The organism is Nonomuraea sp. NPDC052129, assembly GCF_040680095.1.
GTDB lineage: Bacteria > Actinomycetota > Actinomycetes > Streptosporangiales > Streptosporangiaceae > Nonomuraea.
The window spans coordinates 47,627-64,959 of record NZ_JBFAVX010000021.1 but is presented as its reverse complement, the minus strand read 5'-3'; the positions used below and the strand labels follow the sequence as shown (position 1 = coordinate 64,959).

The following is a 17,333-nucleotide window of genomic DNA, read 5'->3' as shown; positions in this document are numbered from 1 at the left end:
GCTTACGAGCGCCGACCCGGCCCGCTCACTCCGACACGGTGTTGTTGATGTAGCGCTCGATCTTCCACTCACCGCCGGACTTCTTGAGAAGGAAGAACTCCCGGTACTTCTCGCTGCCCTCGGTGCTGGTGGTCCGGACGAAGGCCACATCGCCCATCATGCGTGTCTCGTCGATGGTGTGCGTGGCGATCATCTTCGCCTTGAACAGCTCCTTGAACAGTGTGGTCAGCGCGTCGGTGCCCTGTGCGGTCGGCTTGCCCTCCACGGCCGCCATTCCGTCGGTGGCGAACGCCTCGACGGCCTTGTCCGGCTCTCCGGCCTTGGCGGCGTCGAAGAACGCCATTACGGCCGCGCGCGGCGTGGTCATCGGCGCCATGGACGCGCTCTCGGAGGCCGATGGTTCGGGGCTCATGTTGCCCGACTCGGATGGCATCGGGCTCATGTTGCCCGACTCCGATTCGTACGGTGTCGGGCCTGATTCGGAGGGCATCGGCGATGCCGCCGCGCCCATGAGTCGCATATCGTTACCGCCCGCGGCACAGCCCGTGACGAGCAACGCCGGGACGACTGCCGCCAGCAGGAGTGCTCTGGCCTGGGATTTTGTGCTCATAGCGGGGTGATTCCCCGCAAAAGCTGTCACGAATGCGCCATTTGTCCACTTCGGACGACCCCTTTACCAGCTGCCGCCTCAGCCCCTGGGATTGCTCACAGTAACCTTCACAGGAGTTGATGAGATCGTTCAGAGGTTGGATCGTTGCCGGGCCGCGACCAAACGGCCGCCGCCTCGCCGATAGCGTCCAACGAGTGCCGCACCTGGAGACGATCCTGAGCACTACCCCCGAACCCGAGCCCCTGCCGCAACGCGACGACGCGGAGCGCTGCGCCAGCGTCGACTCCGACCGGCGCTGTGTCCTGCCGGTGGGACATCAGGCCGCCCACGTGTACCCACCGGCGGACGTATTGGCCGAACCATAGAAGCGACCCGGGCGTCCGCTAGGCGCCCGTACCCACCTGCACCAGCCCGGCCTCCACCCGTATCGGATAGACCGGGACGGAGAACTCCGGCTCATCCAGACACACCCCGCTCACCAGCGAGAACACCTGCTTGTGCAGGGGCGACGCCACAGTCGGCTCCCCCTGCCGGGTGCCGACGATCCCCCGCGACAGCACCTGCGCCCCGCTGAACGGGTCCAGGTTGCCGATCGCGTGGACGGTGCCGTCGAACGTACGGAAGACGGCCACCTGCCGGCCGTCCACCAGAGCGCACACCCCGCGCTCCGGCAGCAGTCCCTGATAACCACAGACTGGGATCCAACCACTCATCGGGCAGCCACCTCCACGGGCTTGATCTGGTCGCGTTCGGTCTCGAAGACGATGGACGGGTCAGGGACCCCGGGCGCGTTGACGAAGCTCACGAACCTGCCGAGCTTGTCCGGGTCATCGATGGTCGTCTGCCACTCGTCCACGTACGTGGCGACGTGGTGCTCCATCTGGGCGTCCAGCTCGGCACAGATCCCCAGGGAGTCGTCGATGATCACCTGCCGCAGGTAGTCGAGCCCGCCGTCGAGCGACTCCAGCCAGGCGGCGGTGCGCTGCAGCCGGTCGGCCGTCCGTATGTAGAACATGACGAACCGGTCGATCGTCCTGATCAGCTCCTCGGTGGTCAGATCCGCCGCCAGCAGGTCGGCGTGGCGCGGCTTGAAGCCGCCGTTGCCGCCGACGTACAGGTTCCAGCCCTGCTCGGTGGCGATGACCCCGAAGTCCTTCGAGCGGGCCTCCGCGCACTCACGGGCGCAGCCGGACACGGCCGACTTGAGCTTGTGCGGCGCGCGCAGGCCGCGATAACGCAGCTCCAGGTCGATGGCCAGGCCGACAGAGTCCTGGACGCCGTAGCGGCACCAGGCCGAGCCGACGCACGACTTCACCGTCCGCAGCGCCTTGCCGTACGCGTGGCCCGACTCGAACCCGGCGTCCACGAGCCGCCGCCAGATCTGCGGCAACTGCTCGACGCGGGCCCCGAACAGGTCGATCCGCTGCCCTCCGGTGATCTTGGTGTAGAGGCCGAAGTCGCGGGCCACCTCGCCGATCACGATGAGCTTGTCGGGCGTGATCTCGCCGCCCGGGATGCGCGGGACGACCGAGTAGGTGCCGTTCTTCTGGATGTTGGCCAGGAAGGCGTCGTTGGTGTCCTGCAGGGCCGCCCGCTCCCCGTCGAGGACGTGCCCGTTGTGCAGCGAGGCGAGGATCGAGGCCACGGCCGGCTTGCAGATGTCGCAGCCCCTGCCCTGCCCGTGCGCGGAGACCAGCTCCGAGAAGGTGCTGATGCCGCGCACCCTGACGATGTCGTACAGCTCAGCCCTGGAGTAGGCGAAGTGCTCGCACAGCGCCTTGCTCAGCTCGACCCCGGACTTCTCCAGGAGCTGCTTGAGCATCGGCACGCAGCTCCCGCAGGTGGTGCCCGCCCGCGTGCACGCCTTGACCCCGGGCACGTCGGTGAGCGCCTTGTCGGCGATGGCGGTGCGGACCGTCCCCGCGCTGACGTTGTTGCACGAGCACACCTGCGCGTCGTCGGGCAGGTCCAGCTCGGCTCCCGACCCGGTGAACAGCAGGTCGGACGGCGCCGCGGGCAGCGGCTTGCCGACGAAGGGCCGCAGCGACCCGTACGGCGAGGCGTCGCCGACGCAGATGCCGCCGAGCAGCGTCTGCGCGTCGTCGCTGATGAACAGCCTCTTGTAGACGCCGGCCACCGGGTCCATGTAGGTGACGTCGAGCGCCCCGTCCATCGCGCCGAACTGCGCCACCTCGACACCGAGCAGCTTCAGCTTGGTGGACATGTCGGCCCCGTCGAAGGTGGCGGCCCCGCCCAGGATGCGGTCCGCGGCCACCTCCGCCATGGTGAAGCACGGCCCGACCAGCCCGTACACCATGCCGCCCGCCAGCGCGCACTCGCCGATCGCGTAGATCGCCGGGTCCGAGGTGCGCATCCCGGCGTCCACCGCGATGCCGCCGCGCTCGCCGACGTCCAGCCCACTGGCGCGGGCGAGTTCGTCGCGCGGCCTGATCCCGGCGGAGAAGACGACGATCTGGGCGTCGAGCAGTGTTCCGTCGGGCTTGCGCAGGCCGGTGACGCCGCGCTCGCCCGCGACGATCTCCTTGACGCCCGCGCCCGCGTGCACGCTGAGCCCGAGCCCCTCGATGTGGCTCTTGAGCACCGAGCCGCCGCCCTCGTCGACCTGCCGGGGCATCAGCCAGGGGCTCATCTCCACGATGTGCGTCTTGAGTCCCAGCCCGCGCAGCGCGTCGGCGGCCTCCAGGCCGAGCAGCCCGCCGCCGACCACCACGCCCTCGGTCGCGTCCTTGGCGGCCATCCTGATCGCGTCGAGGTCGTCGATCGTCCGGTAGACGTAGGCGTGCTCCGCGCCCGGCACCGGCGGCACGAACGGCGCCGACCCGGTCGCCAGCACGAGCACGTCGTACGACTCGGCCGACCCGTCGGCCAGCGTGACCGTACGGGCCGCGCGGTCGATCCCGGTGACGCGCCCGCCGAGCCTGGTCACCGTGCCCGGCGGCACCGGGTAGGTGAGGTCCTCGACGCTGGTCCCCGACAGGTAGGAGGTCAGCGCGACCCGGTCGTACGCGGGGCGGGGCTCCTCGCCGATGACCGTGACCTGGCCGCCGAAGCCCCGCTCGTGCAGCGTTTCGACGAGCCGGTGGGCGGTGGGTCCGTAACCGACGACAACGATCTTGCTCATGCCGAGATCCCTTCCTGCTCACACAGCCAGCCAACGATGCCCTCCACGGCATCCCGGCACGTCCCACACCCGGTCGTGGCCCTGGTCGCGGCCGCCACTCCGGCCACGTCCCGCGCGCCGGCCTCCCAGCACGCCCTGATCTGGCCCTTGGTCACGTTGTTGCACTGGCAGACCTTCGCCGCGTCGGGCATCAGCACCGGGCTGTCGGCCACGGTGACCGCCCCCAGGCCGGGGAACAGCAGCCCGGCCCGATCACCCGGCAGCGGCCCGCCGCGGTCGAACAGCTGGGTGAGCGTGCCGACGGCGTCGGTGTCGCCCAGCAGGATCGCGCCGACCAGCCGGCCGTCGCGGATGACGAGTTTGCGGTACGTACCGCGGGCCCGGTGGGTGAAGCGCACCACCTCGGCGTGCTCCTCGGTGAGGTGGGTCTCGCCCATCGCGGCCAGCTCGACGCTCCTGGCCTTGAGCCTGGTCACCAGCCGCGAGCCCCGGTAGAGCGCCTTGCCGCCGGTGATGACCTCCGCGGCGACGGCCGCCTGCTCCCAGGCGGGGGCGACCAGGCCGTAGACGGTGCCGTCATGCTCGGCGCACTCGCCGATGGCGAACACCGCCGGGTCCTCGGTACGCATCTCGTCGTCCACGACGACGCCCCGCCGTACGTTCAGGCCCGACTCCTTGGCCAGGGCCGTCATGGGCCGCACGCCGCAGGCCAGCACGACGAGGTCGCCCTCGACCAGTTCGCCGTCGGCCAGCCGCACGCCCTCCTCCAGGATCGCCTCGGCCGTCACGCCGGTGCGGATGTCCACGCCCAGCCCGGTGAGCGTCTCGCCGAGCACCAGCCCGGCCTCGGCGTCCAGCTGCCGCTCCATCAGATGGCCGGCCAGGTGCAGCAGCGTCACGGGCAGGCCGCGCCCGGCGAGCCCGCGCGCGGCCTCGATGCCGAGCAGGCCACCGCCGACCACCACCGCCCTGCGTCCGTGCTCGGCCGCCGCCAGGATGCGGTGGCAGTCGTCGAGCGTGCGGAACGGGATCGCCAGCTCGGCTCCCGGCACCGGCGGGACGACCGCCTCGCTGCCGGTGGCCAGGACCAGCACGTCGTACGGTGTGCTCCGACCGTCGGCGGTGATCACCGTCTGGGCGCTCCGGTCGACGCGCACCACCCCGGTGCCGAAGACGGCCTCGACGCCGTGCGTGGCGTACCAGCTCGGGTCGAGCAGCCGCACCTGGTCGGGACCCGAGCTCCCGGCCAGGACGTTGGACAGCAGCACCCGGTTGTAGGGCTGCCAGGTCTCGGCGCCGAACACGGTGACCGGCATGTGCGGATCACGTGCCCGCACCTCACCGACCAGCCGCGACCCGGCCATTCCGTTCCCCACTACGACGAGCCTCATGCGACCTTCTCCACCCTGACGGCGCAGACCTTGAACTCCGGCATCCGCGATGACGGATCGAGCGCGGGATTGGTCAGACGGTTGGCTCCCTCCCAGTGGAACGGCATGAAGACGGTGTCGCGCCTGATCGAGTCGCTGACCCTGGCGACCCCCGTGCTCTCGCCCCGCCGGCTGAGCACCCGTACGACGTCTCCGGCGGTGATGGCCAGTTGCTCGGCGAGGTCGGGATGGAGCTCGACGAACGGCTCCGGCGCGGCCTTGGACAGGGCGGCGATCCTGCGGGTCTGCGCGCCGCTCTGGTACTGGGCGAGCACGCGGCCCGTGGTCAGGTAGACCGGGTAGTCGTCGTCGGGCTCCTCGGCGGCGGGCCGGTGCTCGACGGGCACGAACCTGGCGCGGCCGTCGGGGGTGGCGAAGGAGTCGAGGAACGGGCGCGGCAGTCCGGGGTCGTCCGGCGACGGACAGGGCCAGAACACGCCGGTCTCCTCGGTGATCCGCTCGTAGGTGATGCCCGCGTAGTCGGCCACCCCGCCCGCGCTGGCGCGGCCCAGCTCCTCGAACACCTCGCGCGGCTCGGCCGAGAACCGGTGGCCGAGCCGGCCGGCCAGCTCCCGGATGATCTCCAGGTCGCTTCTGACCCCTTCGGGAGCGGGTACGGCCTGGCGGCGCAGCAGGACCCGGCCCTCGAGGTTCGTCATCGTGCCGGTCTCCTCGGCCCACTGCGTCACGGGGAAGACCACGTCGGCCCGCGCGGCCGTCTCCGACAGCACGATGTCGCAGACCACCAGCAGGTCCAGCGCGTCGAGCCGCTCGGTCACGTGCGCGGAGCGCGGCGCGGAGACCACCGGGTTGGAGCCGAAGACCAGCAGGGCGCGCGGCCCCTGGGGCGTCCCGAGCGCGTCGAGCAGCTCGTAGGCCGAGCGTCCAGGGCCGGGCAGCTCCTCGGGTCGTACGCCCCAGATCGCGGCGACGTGCTCGCGGGCGGCCGGGTCGTCGATCTTGCGGTAGCCGGGCAGCTGGTCGGCCTTCTGACCGTGCTCCCTGCCGCCCTGGCCGTTGCCCTGGCCGGTCAGGCAGCCGTACCCGGAGCCGGGGCGGCCGGGCAGCCCCAGCGCCAGGGCCAGGTTGATGAACGCGGTGACGGTATCGGTGCCCTTGGCGTGCTGCTCGGCTCCCCGCCCGGTGAGCACGGCGGCCCGTCCGGCCGAGGCGAGCGCGCGTACGGCCTCACGCATCCTGGCCACCGGCACGCCGGTGACGCGCTCGACCCGCTCGGGCCACCAGGACGCGAGCGACGTACGGACCTGCTCGAAGCCCGAGGTCCTCGCGGCGACGTAGTCCTCGTCGACGAGCCCTTCGGCGATGACCAGGTGCAGCAGCCCAAGGGCGAGCGCCAGGTCGGTGCCCGGCGTGGGCTGCAGGTGCAACCAGGCCAGCTTGGCCGTCGCGGTGCGGCGGGGGTCGATGACGATGAGCCGCGGCCCGGTCAGGTGGCGGACGAAGGGTGGCATGGTCTCGGCGACGTTCCCGCCGGCCAGCAGGACGACGTCGGTCTCGGCCAGGTCGGTGATGGGGAACGGCAGGCCGCGGTCCAGCCCGAACGCCCTGAGCGAGGCGGCCGCTGCCGACGACATGCAGAAGCGGCCGTTGTAGTCGATCTGGCTGGTGCCGAGCGCGACCCTGGCGAACTTGCCGAGCTGGTACGCCTTCTCATTGGTCAGCCCGCCGCCGCCGAACACGGCCACTCCGTCGGGGCCGTGCACGGCGCGTATGGCGGTCAGCCGGTCGGCCACGTAGTCGAGGGCAGTGTCCCAGGCCACGGGCCGGCCGTGGAGCAGCGGCGTGGTCAGGCGCTCGCCGTTGGTCAGCAGGTCGGCCGCCGTCCAGCCCTTCTGGCACAGGGCCCCGCCGGAGTTGGCCGGTACGTCGGTGCGCGGGGTGATCGTGATGTCGGTCCCCGTGGCGGTGATCGTCATGCCGCACTGGAGGGCGCAGTACGGGCAATGGGTCTCTGTCGTGCGGTCCTCAGACACGAGCGTGGGCCAGACTGCCGACCAGCGAGACGCCGACCTTGCGCGTGTAGCACCACCAGGTGAGCGCGAAGCAGGCCACGTAGAAGGCGCCGAACCCGACGAACGCGGTGGCCGGGCTGCCCGTCTCGGCGAACGACATCCCGAACGCGCGGTTAATGAGGAAGCCGCCGAGCGCCCCGACCGCGGAGATGATCCCGATGGCGGCCGACGCCTGCCGCTTGCCGTACATCAGGGCCTCCTCGCCGGTGCCGCGCTCGGCCACCGCCTTGGCCTGGAAGATCGCGGGGATCATCCGGTAGGTGGAGCCGTTGCCGATGCCCGCCGTGAGGAACAGCATCTGGAAGGCCAGGAAGAACAGCCAGAAGTCGCCCGAGGTGCTGCCGAGCCAGACCAGGACCACGCCGACGCCCATGGCGGCGAAGTTCCACAGGGTCACCGGCGCGCCGCCCTTCTTGTCGGCCAGCCAGCCGCCCACCGGCCTGATCAGCGAGCCGAGCAGCGGGCCGACGAACGCCACCGCCGCCCACGGCGAGCCGGGGAACAGGCTCTTGGCCAGCAGCGGGAAGGCCGTCGAGTAGCCGATGAACGAGCCGAATGTACCGATGTACAGGAACGACATGATCCACGTCTGCGCCCGCCCGGCCACCGCCAGCTGCTCGCGCGGCTTGGCCCTGGCGCTCGACAGGTTGTCCATGAAGAACCACGCGCAGGCGGCGGCCACGACGGCCAGCGGCACCCAGAACCACCCGGCGGCCGCCAGCCCGAACCCGCCGATCACCAGCGGCATGACCAGCTGCACGGAGCTGACCCCGATGTTGCCTCCGGCCGCGTTCAGCCCGAGCGCCACGCCTTGCCGCGAGCGCGGATAGAAGTAGGTGATGTTCGCCATACTGGAAGCAAAATTGCCGCCACCGACCCCGGCCAGCGCCGCGATCACCAGGAACATCCAGTACGGCGTGCCCGGATCGCTGACCGCCAGCCCGAGCAGCACCGCCGGTATGACCAGCAGCAACGCGCTGACCGTGGTGAACGTGGCCCCGCCGAACCTGGCCGGCCCGAAGGTGTAGGGGACGCGCAGCACGGAGCCGATGAGGTTGGGCAGCGCCACCAGCCAGAAGAGCTGGTCGGTGGAGAAGTCGTAGGCGCCCATCTTGGCGGCCACGATGCTCCACAGCGTCCACACCGTGAACCCGAGGTGCTCGGCCAGGATCGAGAAGGCGAGGTTGCGCCGGGCGATCCGCTTGCCGGTGCTCTCCCAGAAAGCCTTGTCGTCGGGGTGCCACTCGGCGATCCAGCGCGCCATCGTTCCTCCTACACTCGGCCCACTCGGCCGCTCGGCTCACTTGGCGGCCAGAACCCGAATGTAGGAATCGCGCGTTACGCACTTTGACGATCCGTGGCTGTGCGTTCGTTACATGTAACTCACTGGCGTAACGGGCAATACACATGTGTCACTGAGGAAACCTGCTGTTAATCCAGGCTTTCACTGGTGTAGGCGGCGACCAGCTCGGCGAACTCCTCAGGGGTGACGATCCGCACCCCGAGCTGCTCGGCTTTGGCCCGCTTCGACCCCGCCTTCTCCCCGGCTACCAGGAGTGACGTCCGGGCTGAGACGCTCGACGACGACTTGCCCCCGGCACGCTCGACCAGCTCGTTGACCTCGTTGCGGGTCAGCTCCGCCAGCGTCCCGCTCATGGCTCCGGTCACCACCACCGACATCCCGTCCAGCGGCCGCGCCTCCTTCGTCTCGCCATTCGGCTCCTCACCCGCCGGCAGACGCGCGGCGCCCCCGGGCTCGGCCATGTTGACCCCCGCGGCCACCAGCTTGTCGATCAGGTCGGTGAGCTCGGCCAGCTCGGCGACCAGCAGCGCGGCCTTCTCCGGCCCGACGCCCTCCACCTCCTGCACCCCGTCGGCCCCGGCGGCGCGGATGGCGTCCATCATGCCGAAGTGACGGGCGATGCGGCGGGACATGGACCGCCCGGTGCCGCGCACACCCAGCGCGCAGAACACCCTGCTCAGCGGTTGGGCCTTTGCCCGCTCGATGGCGGCCAGGAGATTGTCGGTGCTGGTCTCGCCCATCCGCTCCAGGCCGAGCAACTGCTCGCGGGTCAAGGAGAACAGGTCGGCGAAGTCGACGATCAGCCCGGCGTCGAGCATCTGCTGGATCCGGTTTTCCGCGAGGCCCTCGATGTCGAGGGTGTCACGGCCGACGGCGTAGGCGATGGAGGCGATCGCCCGGCACTGGCGCCCGCGCACGCATCGCCAGCGCTCCTGCGAGGCGTCGATGGCGTCACCGCACGACGGGCAGACCTGCGGGATCTCGATCGGCTGCTCGTCGCCGGTGCGCAGGTGCACCACCGGGGCCTCCACGCGCGGGATGACGTCGCCCGCCTTGTAGACGGTCACGCTGTCGCCGAGCATCAGGCCGCGGCGGGTGATGTCGGCGACGTTGTGCAGGGTGGCGTAGGTGACGACGCTGCCGTCGAGCTCCACCGGCTCCAGCACGGCCCGGGGGGCGATGATGCCGGTGCGGCCGGTGTTCCACTCCACGCCGATCAGCTTGGTGATCTTCTCGGTGGCGGGCAACTTGTAGGCGATCGCCCAGCGCGGCGCCCGTGAGCTGAACCCGGCCGCCACCTGGTCGACCGCCAGATCACACTTGATCACGATGCCGTCGATGCCGAACGGCAGCTCTGGACGGATGGTGGCGATCTCCCCGACGCGCTCCTGAACCTGCTCCAGCGACTCGGCCACGATGCCCGCGACCGGCGTGGCCGCCGTGGTCTGCACTCCCTGCCCGGCCACCCAAGCCATGATCTCGCTGTGCGGCAGCTCGCGCAGGCGCACGGCCGGCTCGGAGCCGTCGTCGGGGTGGGGCAGCGCGCCGTAGCCAAAGAACGTCAGCTCGCACACGTACGGCCGGTCCTGGGCCCGCAGCGTGCCCGCCGCCGCGCTGCGCGGATTGGCGAACGTGGTGCCGTCATGCGCCTGCCGCTTGGCGCAGGCGTCCTCGAACTGCGAGGCGGTCATCATCACCTCACCGCGCAGCTCCACCGTGACCGCCTCGGCCAGCCGGTCGGGCAGGCCGACGATGGTGCCGATGGCGTGGGAGACATCCTCGCCGGCGACGCCGTCCCCCCGGGTCACGAGCTGCGTCAGGCGGCCGTGCCGGTAGCGCGCCGAGATCGCCAGGCCGTCGAGCTTGGGCTCCACGCTCCAGGCGGCCACTGCCCGCCCCAGCCTCCGCTCCAGCCCGGCGGCCCATTCAGCCAGCTGCTCAGCACCGAACACGTTGTCCAGACTCAGCATGGGCACGGTATGCGGCACATCCCCGACCACCGCCCCGCCGGCCACCTTCCCGGTCGGCGAGTTGGGCAGCACCTGGTCGGGATGCTTGGCCTCATATGCCTCGATGCCACGGACCAGCCGGTCGTAGGTGTCGTCGTCGCGGGTGGAGGTGCCGTCGGTGTAGTAGGCGGCGGCGGAGTCGACAGCAAGCTGCACGGCTTCGGCGTAGGCCGTTTCGTCGGCCAGGACGGTGATGGGGGGCTCGTCGGTCATAGGGCCATCATGCCTGTTGGCACCGACAGTTCTGCGCCGGACATCTGGGGCTTGAGCTGCGCTCGAACCGGCCTGCCGGCACCCGCCTCATCGGCGCCGTGCCGCGCCCGATCAGGCCCGTGACTCTCGCGGACGCCACGACTCCGCTCAGTTCGGGACAGCCGAGCCGACCACCGAACAGGCCTGCCGGTCCGTTCAGTTCGGGACAGCCGGGCCCACCACCGAACAGGCCTGCCGGTCCGTTCAGTTCGGGACAGCAGAGCCCACCAGTCAGTCCGAGGCGGCCAAGCCGACCGCCGAGCCGGTCCGCGTGTGCATCCGGCCCGCGGGCAGGTCGCGCAGGCGCCGCAGCGGGCTCGCCAGCAGGATGAGGCCGCTCAGCGCGAAGACACCCAGCATCACCCACAGGGCCGCGCGCACGGAGAACGCCTCGGCCAGCGTGCCCGCCAGCAGGGCGCCGAGCGGGATGGCGCCGAAGTTGACCACCTGGATGCTGGTGCTCACCCTGCCCATCAGCTCGCCGGGCACGTACGACTGCGTGAACCCGCTGAAGATCACGTTCCCGGCGACGATCCCCCCGATGATCGTGATGCTGGCCGCCACGAACAGCACCAACCCGACGCCGCGATCCGCGCACGCGATCAGCAGGCCCAGCGGCGCCAGGCCGGCCTTGCCGAGCAGGACGGCCCGCGCGCTGCCCAGCCGGGCCGCCAGCGGCCGGGCGGCGAAGGCGCCGGCGACGCCGCCCGCGCTGGTGGCCGCGAGCAGCGCGCCGGTCGTGCCCGCGGACAGGCCGATGTCGCCGACCAGGAAGACGACGAGCAGCGACTGGTAGCCGGTCAGCGCCAGGTTGGCCACGCAGCCGTAGAACATGTTGCCGCGCAGCAGCGGGTCGCCCACCACCGTGCGCAGCCCGTCCCTGATCTCACTGCGCAGCCGCCGCCGGGGCCGCGGCTCCACGATCTCGACGTGCCTGACGCGCATCAGGCAGAGCGCCGAGACGGCGAAGCTCACCGCGTCCACCACCAGACCGCCGAGCGCGGAGGCGAACTGGGCGAGGAGCCCGGCCACACCAGGCCCGGCCAGATTGGCCACCTGCTCGCTCCCCTGCAGCTTCGCGTTGGCCTCCAGCAGGTCACGGTCCTCGACCAGCGACGGCAGGTACGCCCGGTAGGCAGTCGCGAAGAACACCTTCGCCGTCCCCGCGACCAGCGCGACCGCGACGAGCTGGCCGATGGTCAGGACGCCGAGCAAGGCCGCGGCCGGAACGCTGAGGAAGGCCGCCATCGACACCCAGTCGGCGGCGAGCATCACCCCGCGCCGGGAGAGCCGATCGACCCAGGCCCCCGCGGGCAGGCCGACCAGCAGCCACGGCAGCCAGACGGCCGCCGCCAGCACGCTGACGGCGAACGGGGAGGCGTGCAGCACGGTCACCGCGACCAGGGGCAGCGCGACTCCAGTGACCGCGCTGCCCAGGCTGCTGGCGCTCTCGCCGATCCACAGCAGCCGGAAGTCACGCTGCCGGAGCAGGCCGAACCTGAGCTTGGAAAGCGTCTCGGCCGTCATGGCTGCCCCGGGACGCCACGGGCGAAGGTGAAGACGGTGGCGCGTTCCTGGCCATCGTCGGGGATGTCACGCTCAGCCCATTTGTCCATGACGGCGATGATCTCGGCGGCGAACTGCGCCAGCTCGTCGTCGGTCGCCTGGATCCAGGTCTCGGTGGAGAACGGGCCGCGCTGCCAGCGTTCCTGCTCGGATTGGGGCTGGTCGGCCCAGCTCCGTACGTGGCCGACCTGCCGTTCCAGGTTGAGCGACTCAAGGGCGCGGGCGATGGCCTCGCCCGCCGCGTCCTCGGCGAAGTCCGTGGAGGACCAGCACAACTTCTCCGAGGTACGCCGCCACCAGCGCTCGCGCCGGTCGCGGGCCAGCTCGGGCGCCTCCTCGATCAGCCCGGCGCCGGCCAGGGCGCGCAGGTGGTGGCTGACATTGCCCACCGCCTCGCCCGTGCGCTGGGCCAGCGCGCTCGCGGTGCCGGGGCCGTGGATCTTCAACAGGTCGAGCAGGCGGCGGCGCACCGGGTGCGCCATGGCTGCGAGCACCCTGGAGTCGGTGATCTGGGACATGACCCCACCCTAATACACAAGAGTCATTGTGCAATATCTCTTGTGCTTTAGGCGCAAGTAGATGGTAGGTGTAGGGCGCCCGCACAGCATCGGCTGGACCTTCCCCGAAGAGGTCGACGCGCCCTGCTCGACTTCATCTGAGAAATCTGCGCTCACCTGTCGATCCGGGCCATCGCGATTCGTGTGAAGGGTGAGACGTCGGCACGAGAACGGCGCCAAATCCGACAGGAGAAGCTCGCCATGAAGATTGTCGTGACCACCAACGTGACGCTCGACGGGGTGGCGCAGGCGCCGGGCCGGCCGGACGAGGACCGGCGCGGCGGCTTCAGCCACGGCGGCTGGGCCCTGCCCTACAGCGACCACATCATGGGCGCGGTCATGGGGCGGCGGATGGCCGGGGAGGGCAGCCTGCTGCTGGGCCGCCGCACGTACGAGTACTTGTTCGGCTACTGGCCCAAACAGAACGACGGCAACCCGTTCACCGAGGTGCTCAACCGGACACACAAGTACGTGGCATCGCGGACGCCGTCCCAGCCGCTGCCGTGGGTCAACTCGACCCTGCTGGACGGCGACGCGGTCGAGGCCGTGGCCGGGTTGCGGGCGCAGCCAGGCCCGAGCCTGGGCATCATCGGCAGCCTGGACCTGGTCAGACAGCTAGCTCGCCGTGATCTGATCGACGAGTACGTCCTGCTGACCCATCCGCTGGTGCTGGGCACCGGCAGCCGGCTGTTCGCCGACGACAGCGCCTCCCGCCCGCTGCGACTGACGGACAGCGTAACGACCACCACCGGCGTAGTGATCGCCACCTACCAGAGGGAGACCCGATGACCGAGTACCTGCTCAGTGTGTACCAGCCGGACGGGCCACCACCGGCCCCGCCGATCCTCGCCAAGATCATGGACGACCTCGAAGCGCTGAACCAGGAGCTGCGGGCCACCGGTGCGTGGGTCTTCAGCGTGGGTCTATACCCACCGACCACGGCCACGGTGCTCCGCGCCCAGAACGGCGACGTACTGATGACCGACGGCCCCTTCACCGAGGGCAAGGAACACGTCGGCGGCTTCACCGTTGTCGAGGCCCCGGACCTGGACGCGGCCCTCATCTGGGCCGGCAAAATGGCCCAGGCCACCACCCTGCCCATAGAGGTCCGCCCAATCCGATGACCCCGGACCCGATCACGCCCGACGGACCCTGCCCGACCCGACGCCGCCCGAACCGATCACGCGAGACCCGATCATGCCGGACCCGACACCGCCAGACCCGATGACACCCAATCCAATGGCGCCGGATATCGAGGGTGTGTTCCGGGAGGAGTACGGGCGGGCCGTGGCGGTCCTGGTGCGTGTCTTCGGCGACATCGATCTCGCCGAGGAGGCGGTCCAGGAGGCCTTCGCCGAGGCGGTCAAGCGGTGGCCGTCCACCGGCCTGCCGCCCAGCCCCGACGGCTGGATCATCACCACCGCTCGGAACCGGGCCATCGACCGGGTGCGCCGCGAGGCGAGCCGCGACCGGCGGTACGCCGAGGCCGCCCGGCTGCGCGTCCCCGATGAACCGGCCGAGGAGGGTCCCGTGCGTGACGACCGGCTGCGTCTGATCTTCACCTGCTGTCATCCCGCGCTGGCCACCGCCGCCCAGGTCGCCCTCACCCTACGGCTGCTGGGCGGCCTGTCCACCGCGGAGATCGCCCGTGCCTTCCTGGTCCCCGAGCCGACCATGGCCCAGCGCCTGGTCCGAGCCAAAGGCAAGATCCGCGACGCCCGCATCCCCTATCGCGTACCCGCCGACGCCGACCTCCCGGCCCGGCTGCGATCCGTGCTGGCCGTGGTGTATCTGATCTTCAACGAGGGCTACACCGCGAGCTCCGGCGATCGGCTGACCCGCGAGGACCTCGCCGCCGAGGCGATCCGGCTGGGCCGCCTGCTGGCCGCGCTGATGCCCGACGAGCCCGAGGTCCTCGGATTGCTCGCGCTGATGCTGCTGATCGAGTCGCGGCGAGCCACCCGCACGACCCCGGACGGCGACCTGGTGCTCCTGGCCGACCAGGACCGGGCCCGCTGGGAGCACTCCCTGATCGCGGAAGGCCAAGCCATCGTCCGAGCCTGCCTGCGACGCGGCCGACCCGGGCCTTACCAGATCCAGGCCGCGATCAACGCGGTGCACAGTGACGCGCCGTCGGCGGCGGCCACCGATTGGGGGCAGATCCTCCAGTTGTACGACCAGCTCGCCGCCGTGGCCCCGAGCCCGGTAGTCGCGTTGAACCGGGCGGTGGCGGTGGCCGAGGTCAACGGGCCATCGTCGGCACTCGCCCTGGTCGACGGCCTCGATCTGGACGGCTTCTACCTCTATCACGCGATCCGCGCTGATCTGCTCCGCCGCCTGGGCCGTGGCGCGGAGGCGGCACAGGCATATGAGGCAGCCATCGCCTGCAGCGGCAACGCGACCGAACGCGCATTCCTGCGCCGTGCGGCCGTAGCGGTGGATCCAGCCTCGGACCGATCGGACTGATCCGAGCGCGCCCTCCCGCACCGATGCCGCTCCGGTAGCGGACCCAGTCTCGGGCCGAGCTGAGCGGGTTCTCCCACACCGTGCGGCTCTAGCGGTAGATGCGGCCTCCGGCTTGAGCCGAGCACGTCTTCTCCCACCGATGCCGCCCTGGCGGTGGAACCGGCCTCGGGCTGAGCCGAGCGGGCTCTCCTGCGCTGTGCCGCTCCGGCGGCGGATCCGGCCTCGGGCTGACGTGGGCGCTCAGCGTCCGACAGCCGCTGTCCGATCCGTCACAGCGAGTGTTTTCAGGGAGGCCACGGCCCGCGATGCGCCGTAACGGCGGCGGGCCCCGTGCGGGTCAGAGGCCGTCTCCCTGGAGGCGACCGACCCCGTACGGCGGGTGGCGCCAACCCGGCTGTGCCGTAAAAGAAGAGACAAAAGCATCGGGACGGCGGTCACGTGGACACGTGGATGAAGAGGCTGCGGCGGGTGGCTCCGTAAGAGAAGGTCAAAAGCGTCTGGAACGGAGATCACGCGGCCGCGGCGGGTGGCGCCGTAAGAGAAGAGACGAGAGCGTCTGGGAGGAGATCACGTGGCCACGTGGACGAAGTGGCCGCGGCGGGTGGGGAGGACGGCGGGACACGCGTCGGGCTCGTCGAGCCCGGCCAGGAGGATTTCGGCGAGTTGGCGGCGCTGAGAGCTGGTCAAGGTCATGGGCAGCACGATGGGCATCAGCTCGATGGCGTCGCCGGGTAGCTCGCGGACGTGGCAGGGCAGGAGGAGAGAGGAGTGAAGCACGACCCCACTATCGCAGCCGCCACCGACAGATCGCGGCGACTTGGTCTCACCGAGACCTGAGTGAAGCCTGGCCGACGCCGAAGGAGCGCGATTACCCCTCCTGGCCTTGGGTAACAGGACCAGAACAAAGGGGGAATCATGATCAAAATGCTCCACAAAATGGGCATCCGGTCCAGTCATATGTACGCGGCCGGTGTCGCGTCGATCGGTGCGTCCATCGCGTCCTGGCTGATGTCGAGGAACATGGAGAAGGCCGGCCTCGACCGGGCGGACCGCTGGGGGATCTTCGTCGGCCAGTGGGCGCCCACGTTCCTCGCCCTGGGTGTCGCGCTCCGCATCGAGGAGACGCACATGGAGGTCGACGAGGAAGCGAAGGTGGAGATGTTCGACCGGGCGTCCGGCGGTGTGCGCCCCCGGACGCACGCAGGCACGTAGTGGCGCGCGCCCCTGGACGCACGCGGGCACGTAGCCGCACGCGCTAATCACACGGAGCGAAACGACCAGCGAACCGACCGCAGGCCGCCTCTCATGGAGCGGCCTGCGGTCTGATGTCGAGAGAAAACCAATACACGTGAGAAAGCCGCCGCCGCGAGAAGCCCAGTGCCCGAGAGGGAGGTCTAGCGTGCTTCGTCCGTCTGTGCGGCCAGGAGCTTGAGCGGTTCGTCGGTCAGTCTGAACATCGTCCACTCGTCGAGCGGTACGGCGCCCAGCTTGCGGTAGAACCCGATGGCCGGTTCGTTCCAGTCGAGTACCGACCATTCGAGCCGGTGGTAGCCGCGTTCGGCGCAGATCCGGGCCAGCTCGGCCAGCAGCGCCTTGCCATAGCCGGACCCGCGCATCCCGGGACGGACGTACAGATCCTCCAGATAGATCCCGTGCGTCCCCCGCCAGGTCGAGAAGCTGAGGAACCACACCGCGAACCCGGCCACCTCACCATCGTGTTCGACGACATGCGCGAACACGGCGGGCTCAGCGCCGAAGAGCACGTCGCGCAGCTGTGCCTCGGTCGCCCGCACCTCGTGCGCAGCCTTCTCGTACGTGGCCAGCTCATGCACGAGCTGGAGCATCGCGGGGACGTCGTCAACGGTGGCGCGGCGAATCATGGGCCTCAGAGTAGTAGGGGCAGGCAAACGCCAGAACACCGGAACCGGTTGCAGTGATTTCGGCGCTTAGAGACCCGATGTTTTA

At 70.4% G+C, this 17,333-nt stretch carries 16 protein-coding genes; 5 read left to right on the top strand and 11 right to left on the bottom strand.

Annotated elements, in window-relative coordinates; genetic code table 11:
• Positions 1-25 precede the first annotated feature (25 nt).
• Complete coding sequence (locus tag AB0L53_RS36250) at positions 26-610, bottom strand: nuclear transport factor 2 family protein (RefSeq protein WP_364003910.1); 585 nt, start codon at positions 608-610, stop codon at positions 26-28.
• Positions 611-804: 194 nt separating this feature from the next.
• Between AB0L53_RS36250 and AB0L53_RS36245 the strand changes: the two genes are divergently transcribed.
• Entirely contained in the window at positions 805-975 is a 171-nt protein-coding gene (locus tag AB0L53_RS36245; RefSeq protein ID WP_364003907.1) for a hypothetical protein, read from the top strand.
• Positions 976-993: 18 nt separating this feature from the next.
• Here the strand turns inward: AB0L53_RS36245 and nirD are convergent, their stop codons facing one another.
• The 8 genes from nirD to AB0L53_RS36205 form a co-directional block, all read right to left on the bottom strand.
• Positions 994-1,323, bottom strand: coding sequence for a nitrite reductase small subunit NirD (gene nirD, locus AB0L53_RS36240; RefSeq protein ID WP_225289070.1), 330 nt, complete (start codon positions 1,321-1,323; stop codon positions 994-996).
• Complete coding sequence (gene nirB / locus AB0L53_RS36235; RefSeq protein WP_364003903.1) at positions 1,320-3,752, bottom strand: nitrite reductase large subunit NirB; 2,433 nt, start codon at positions 3,750-3,752, stop codon at positions 1,320-1,322. Before nirB ends, nirD begins: the two co-directional genes overlap by 4 nt.
• Positions 3,749-5,143, bottom strand: coding sequence for an FAD-dependent oxidoreductase (locus tag AB0L53_RS36230; protein ID WP_364003900.1), 1,395 nt, complete (start codon positions 5,141-5,143; stop codon positions 3,749-3,751). The genes nirB and AB0L53_RS36230 overlap by 4 nt, the downstream gene beginning before the upstream one ends.
• Positions 5,140-7,176, bottom strand: a complete 2,037-nt coding sequence (locus tag AB0L53_RS36225) for a molybdopterin-dependent oxidoreductase (RefSeq protein ID WP_364003897.1) — start codon at positions 7,174-7,176, stop codon at positions 5,140-5,142. Before AB0L53_RS36225 ends, AB0L53_RS36230 begins: the two co-directional genes overlap by 4 nt.
• The gene (locus AB0L53_RS36220; RefSeq protein ID WP_364003894.1) at positions 7,169-8,479 is read right to left on the bottom strand and encodes an MFS transporter; all 1,311 of its coding nucleotides are present in this window, start codon (positions 8,477-8,479) and stop codon (positions 7,169-7,171) included. Before AB0L53_RS36220 ends, AB0L53_RS36225 begins: the two co-directional genes overlap by 8 nt.
• Before the next feature lie 167 nt (positions 8,480-8,646).
• Positions 8,647-10,740 carry an NAD-dependent DNA ligase LigA gene (ligA, locus tag AB0L53_RS36215; protein WP_364003891.1) on the bottom strand — a complete coding sequence of 698 codons (2,094 nt, stop codon included), beginning with the start codon at positions 10,738-10,740 and terminating at the stop codon, positions 8,647-8,649.
• Between the two features lie 270 nt (positions 10,741-11,010).
• A complete protein-coding gene (locus tag AB0L53_RS36210) occupies positions 11,011-12,306 on the bottom strand; it encodes an MFS transporter (protein ID WP_364003888.1) in 1,296 nt (431 codons plus the stop codon).
• Positions 12,303-12,863 (bottom strand): helix-turn-helix domain-containing protein, encoded by a 561-nt coding sequence (locus AB0L53_RS36205; RefSeq protein WP_364003885.1) that lies wholly within the window; start codon positions 12,861-12,863, stop codon positions 12,303-12,305. The genes AB0L53_RS36210 and AB0L53_RS36205 overlap by 4 nt, the downstream gene beginning before the upstream one ends.
• A gap of 240 nt (positions 12,864-13,103) precedes the next feature.
• Between AB0L53_RS36205 and AB0L53_RS36200 the strand changes: the two genes are divergently transcribed.
• From AB0L53_RS36200 to AB0L53_RS36190, 3 genes are all read left to right on the top strand, one after another.
• Entirely contained in the window at positions 13,104-13,691 is a 588-nt protein-coding gene (locus AB0L53_RS36200; protein WP_364003882.1) for a dihydrofolate reductase family protein, read from the top strand.
• Complete coding sequence (locus AB0L53_RS36195) at positions 13,688-14,026, top strand: YciI family protein (RefSeq protein ID WP_364003879.1); 339 nt, start codon at positions 13,688-13,690, stop codon at positions 14,024-14,026. Before AB0L53_RS36200 ends, AB0L53_RS36195 begins: the two co-directional genes overlap by 4 nt.
• Positions 14,027-14,126: 100 nt before the next feature.
• On the top strand, positions 14,127-15,368 hold the full coding sequence (locus tag AB0L53_RS36190; RefSeq protein WP_364003877.1) for an RNA polymerase sigma factor: 1,242 nt from the start codon (positions 14,127-14,129) through the stop codon (positions 15,366-15,368).
• A 567-nt stretch (positions 15,369-15,935) separates the two neighbouring features.
• Here the strand turns inward: AB0L53_RS36190 and AB0L53_RS36185 are convergent.
• On the bottom strand, positions 15,936-16,145 hold the full coding sequence (locus AB0L53_RS36185; protein WP_357940479.1) for a hypothetical protein: 210 nt from the start codon (positions 16,143-16,145) through the stop codon (positions 15,936-15,938).
• A 138-nt stretch (positions 16,146-16,283) separates the two neighbouring features.
• Between AB0L53_RS36185 and AB0L53_RS36180 the strand changes: the two genes are divergently transcribed.
• A complete protein-coding gene (locus AB0L53_RS36180; RefSeq protein ID WP_364003874.1) occupies positions 16,284-16,580 on the top strand; it encodes a hypothetical protein in 297 nt (98 codons plus the stop codon).
• Positions 16,581-16,762: 182 nt separating this feature from the next.
• Here the strand turns inward: AB0L53_RS36180 and AB0L53_RS36175 are convergent, their stop codons facing one another.
• Complete coding sequence (locus AB0L53_RS36175) at positions 16,763-17,248, bottom strand: GNAT family N-acetyltransferase (protein ID WP_364003871.1); 486 nt, start codon at positions 17,246-17,248, stop codon at positions 16,763-16,765.
• Positions 17,249-17,333 lie beyond the last annotated feature (85 nt).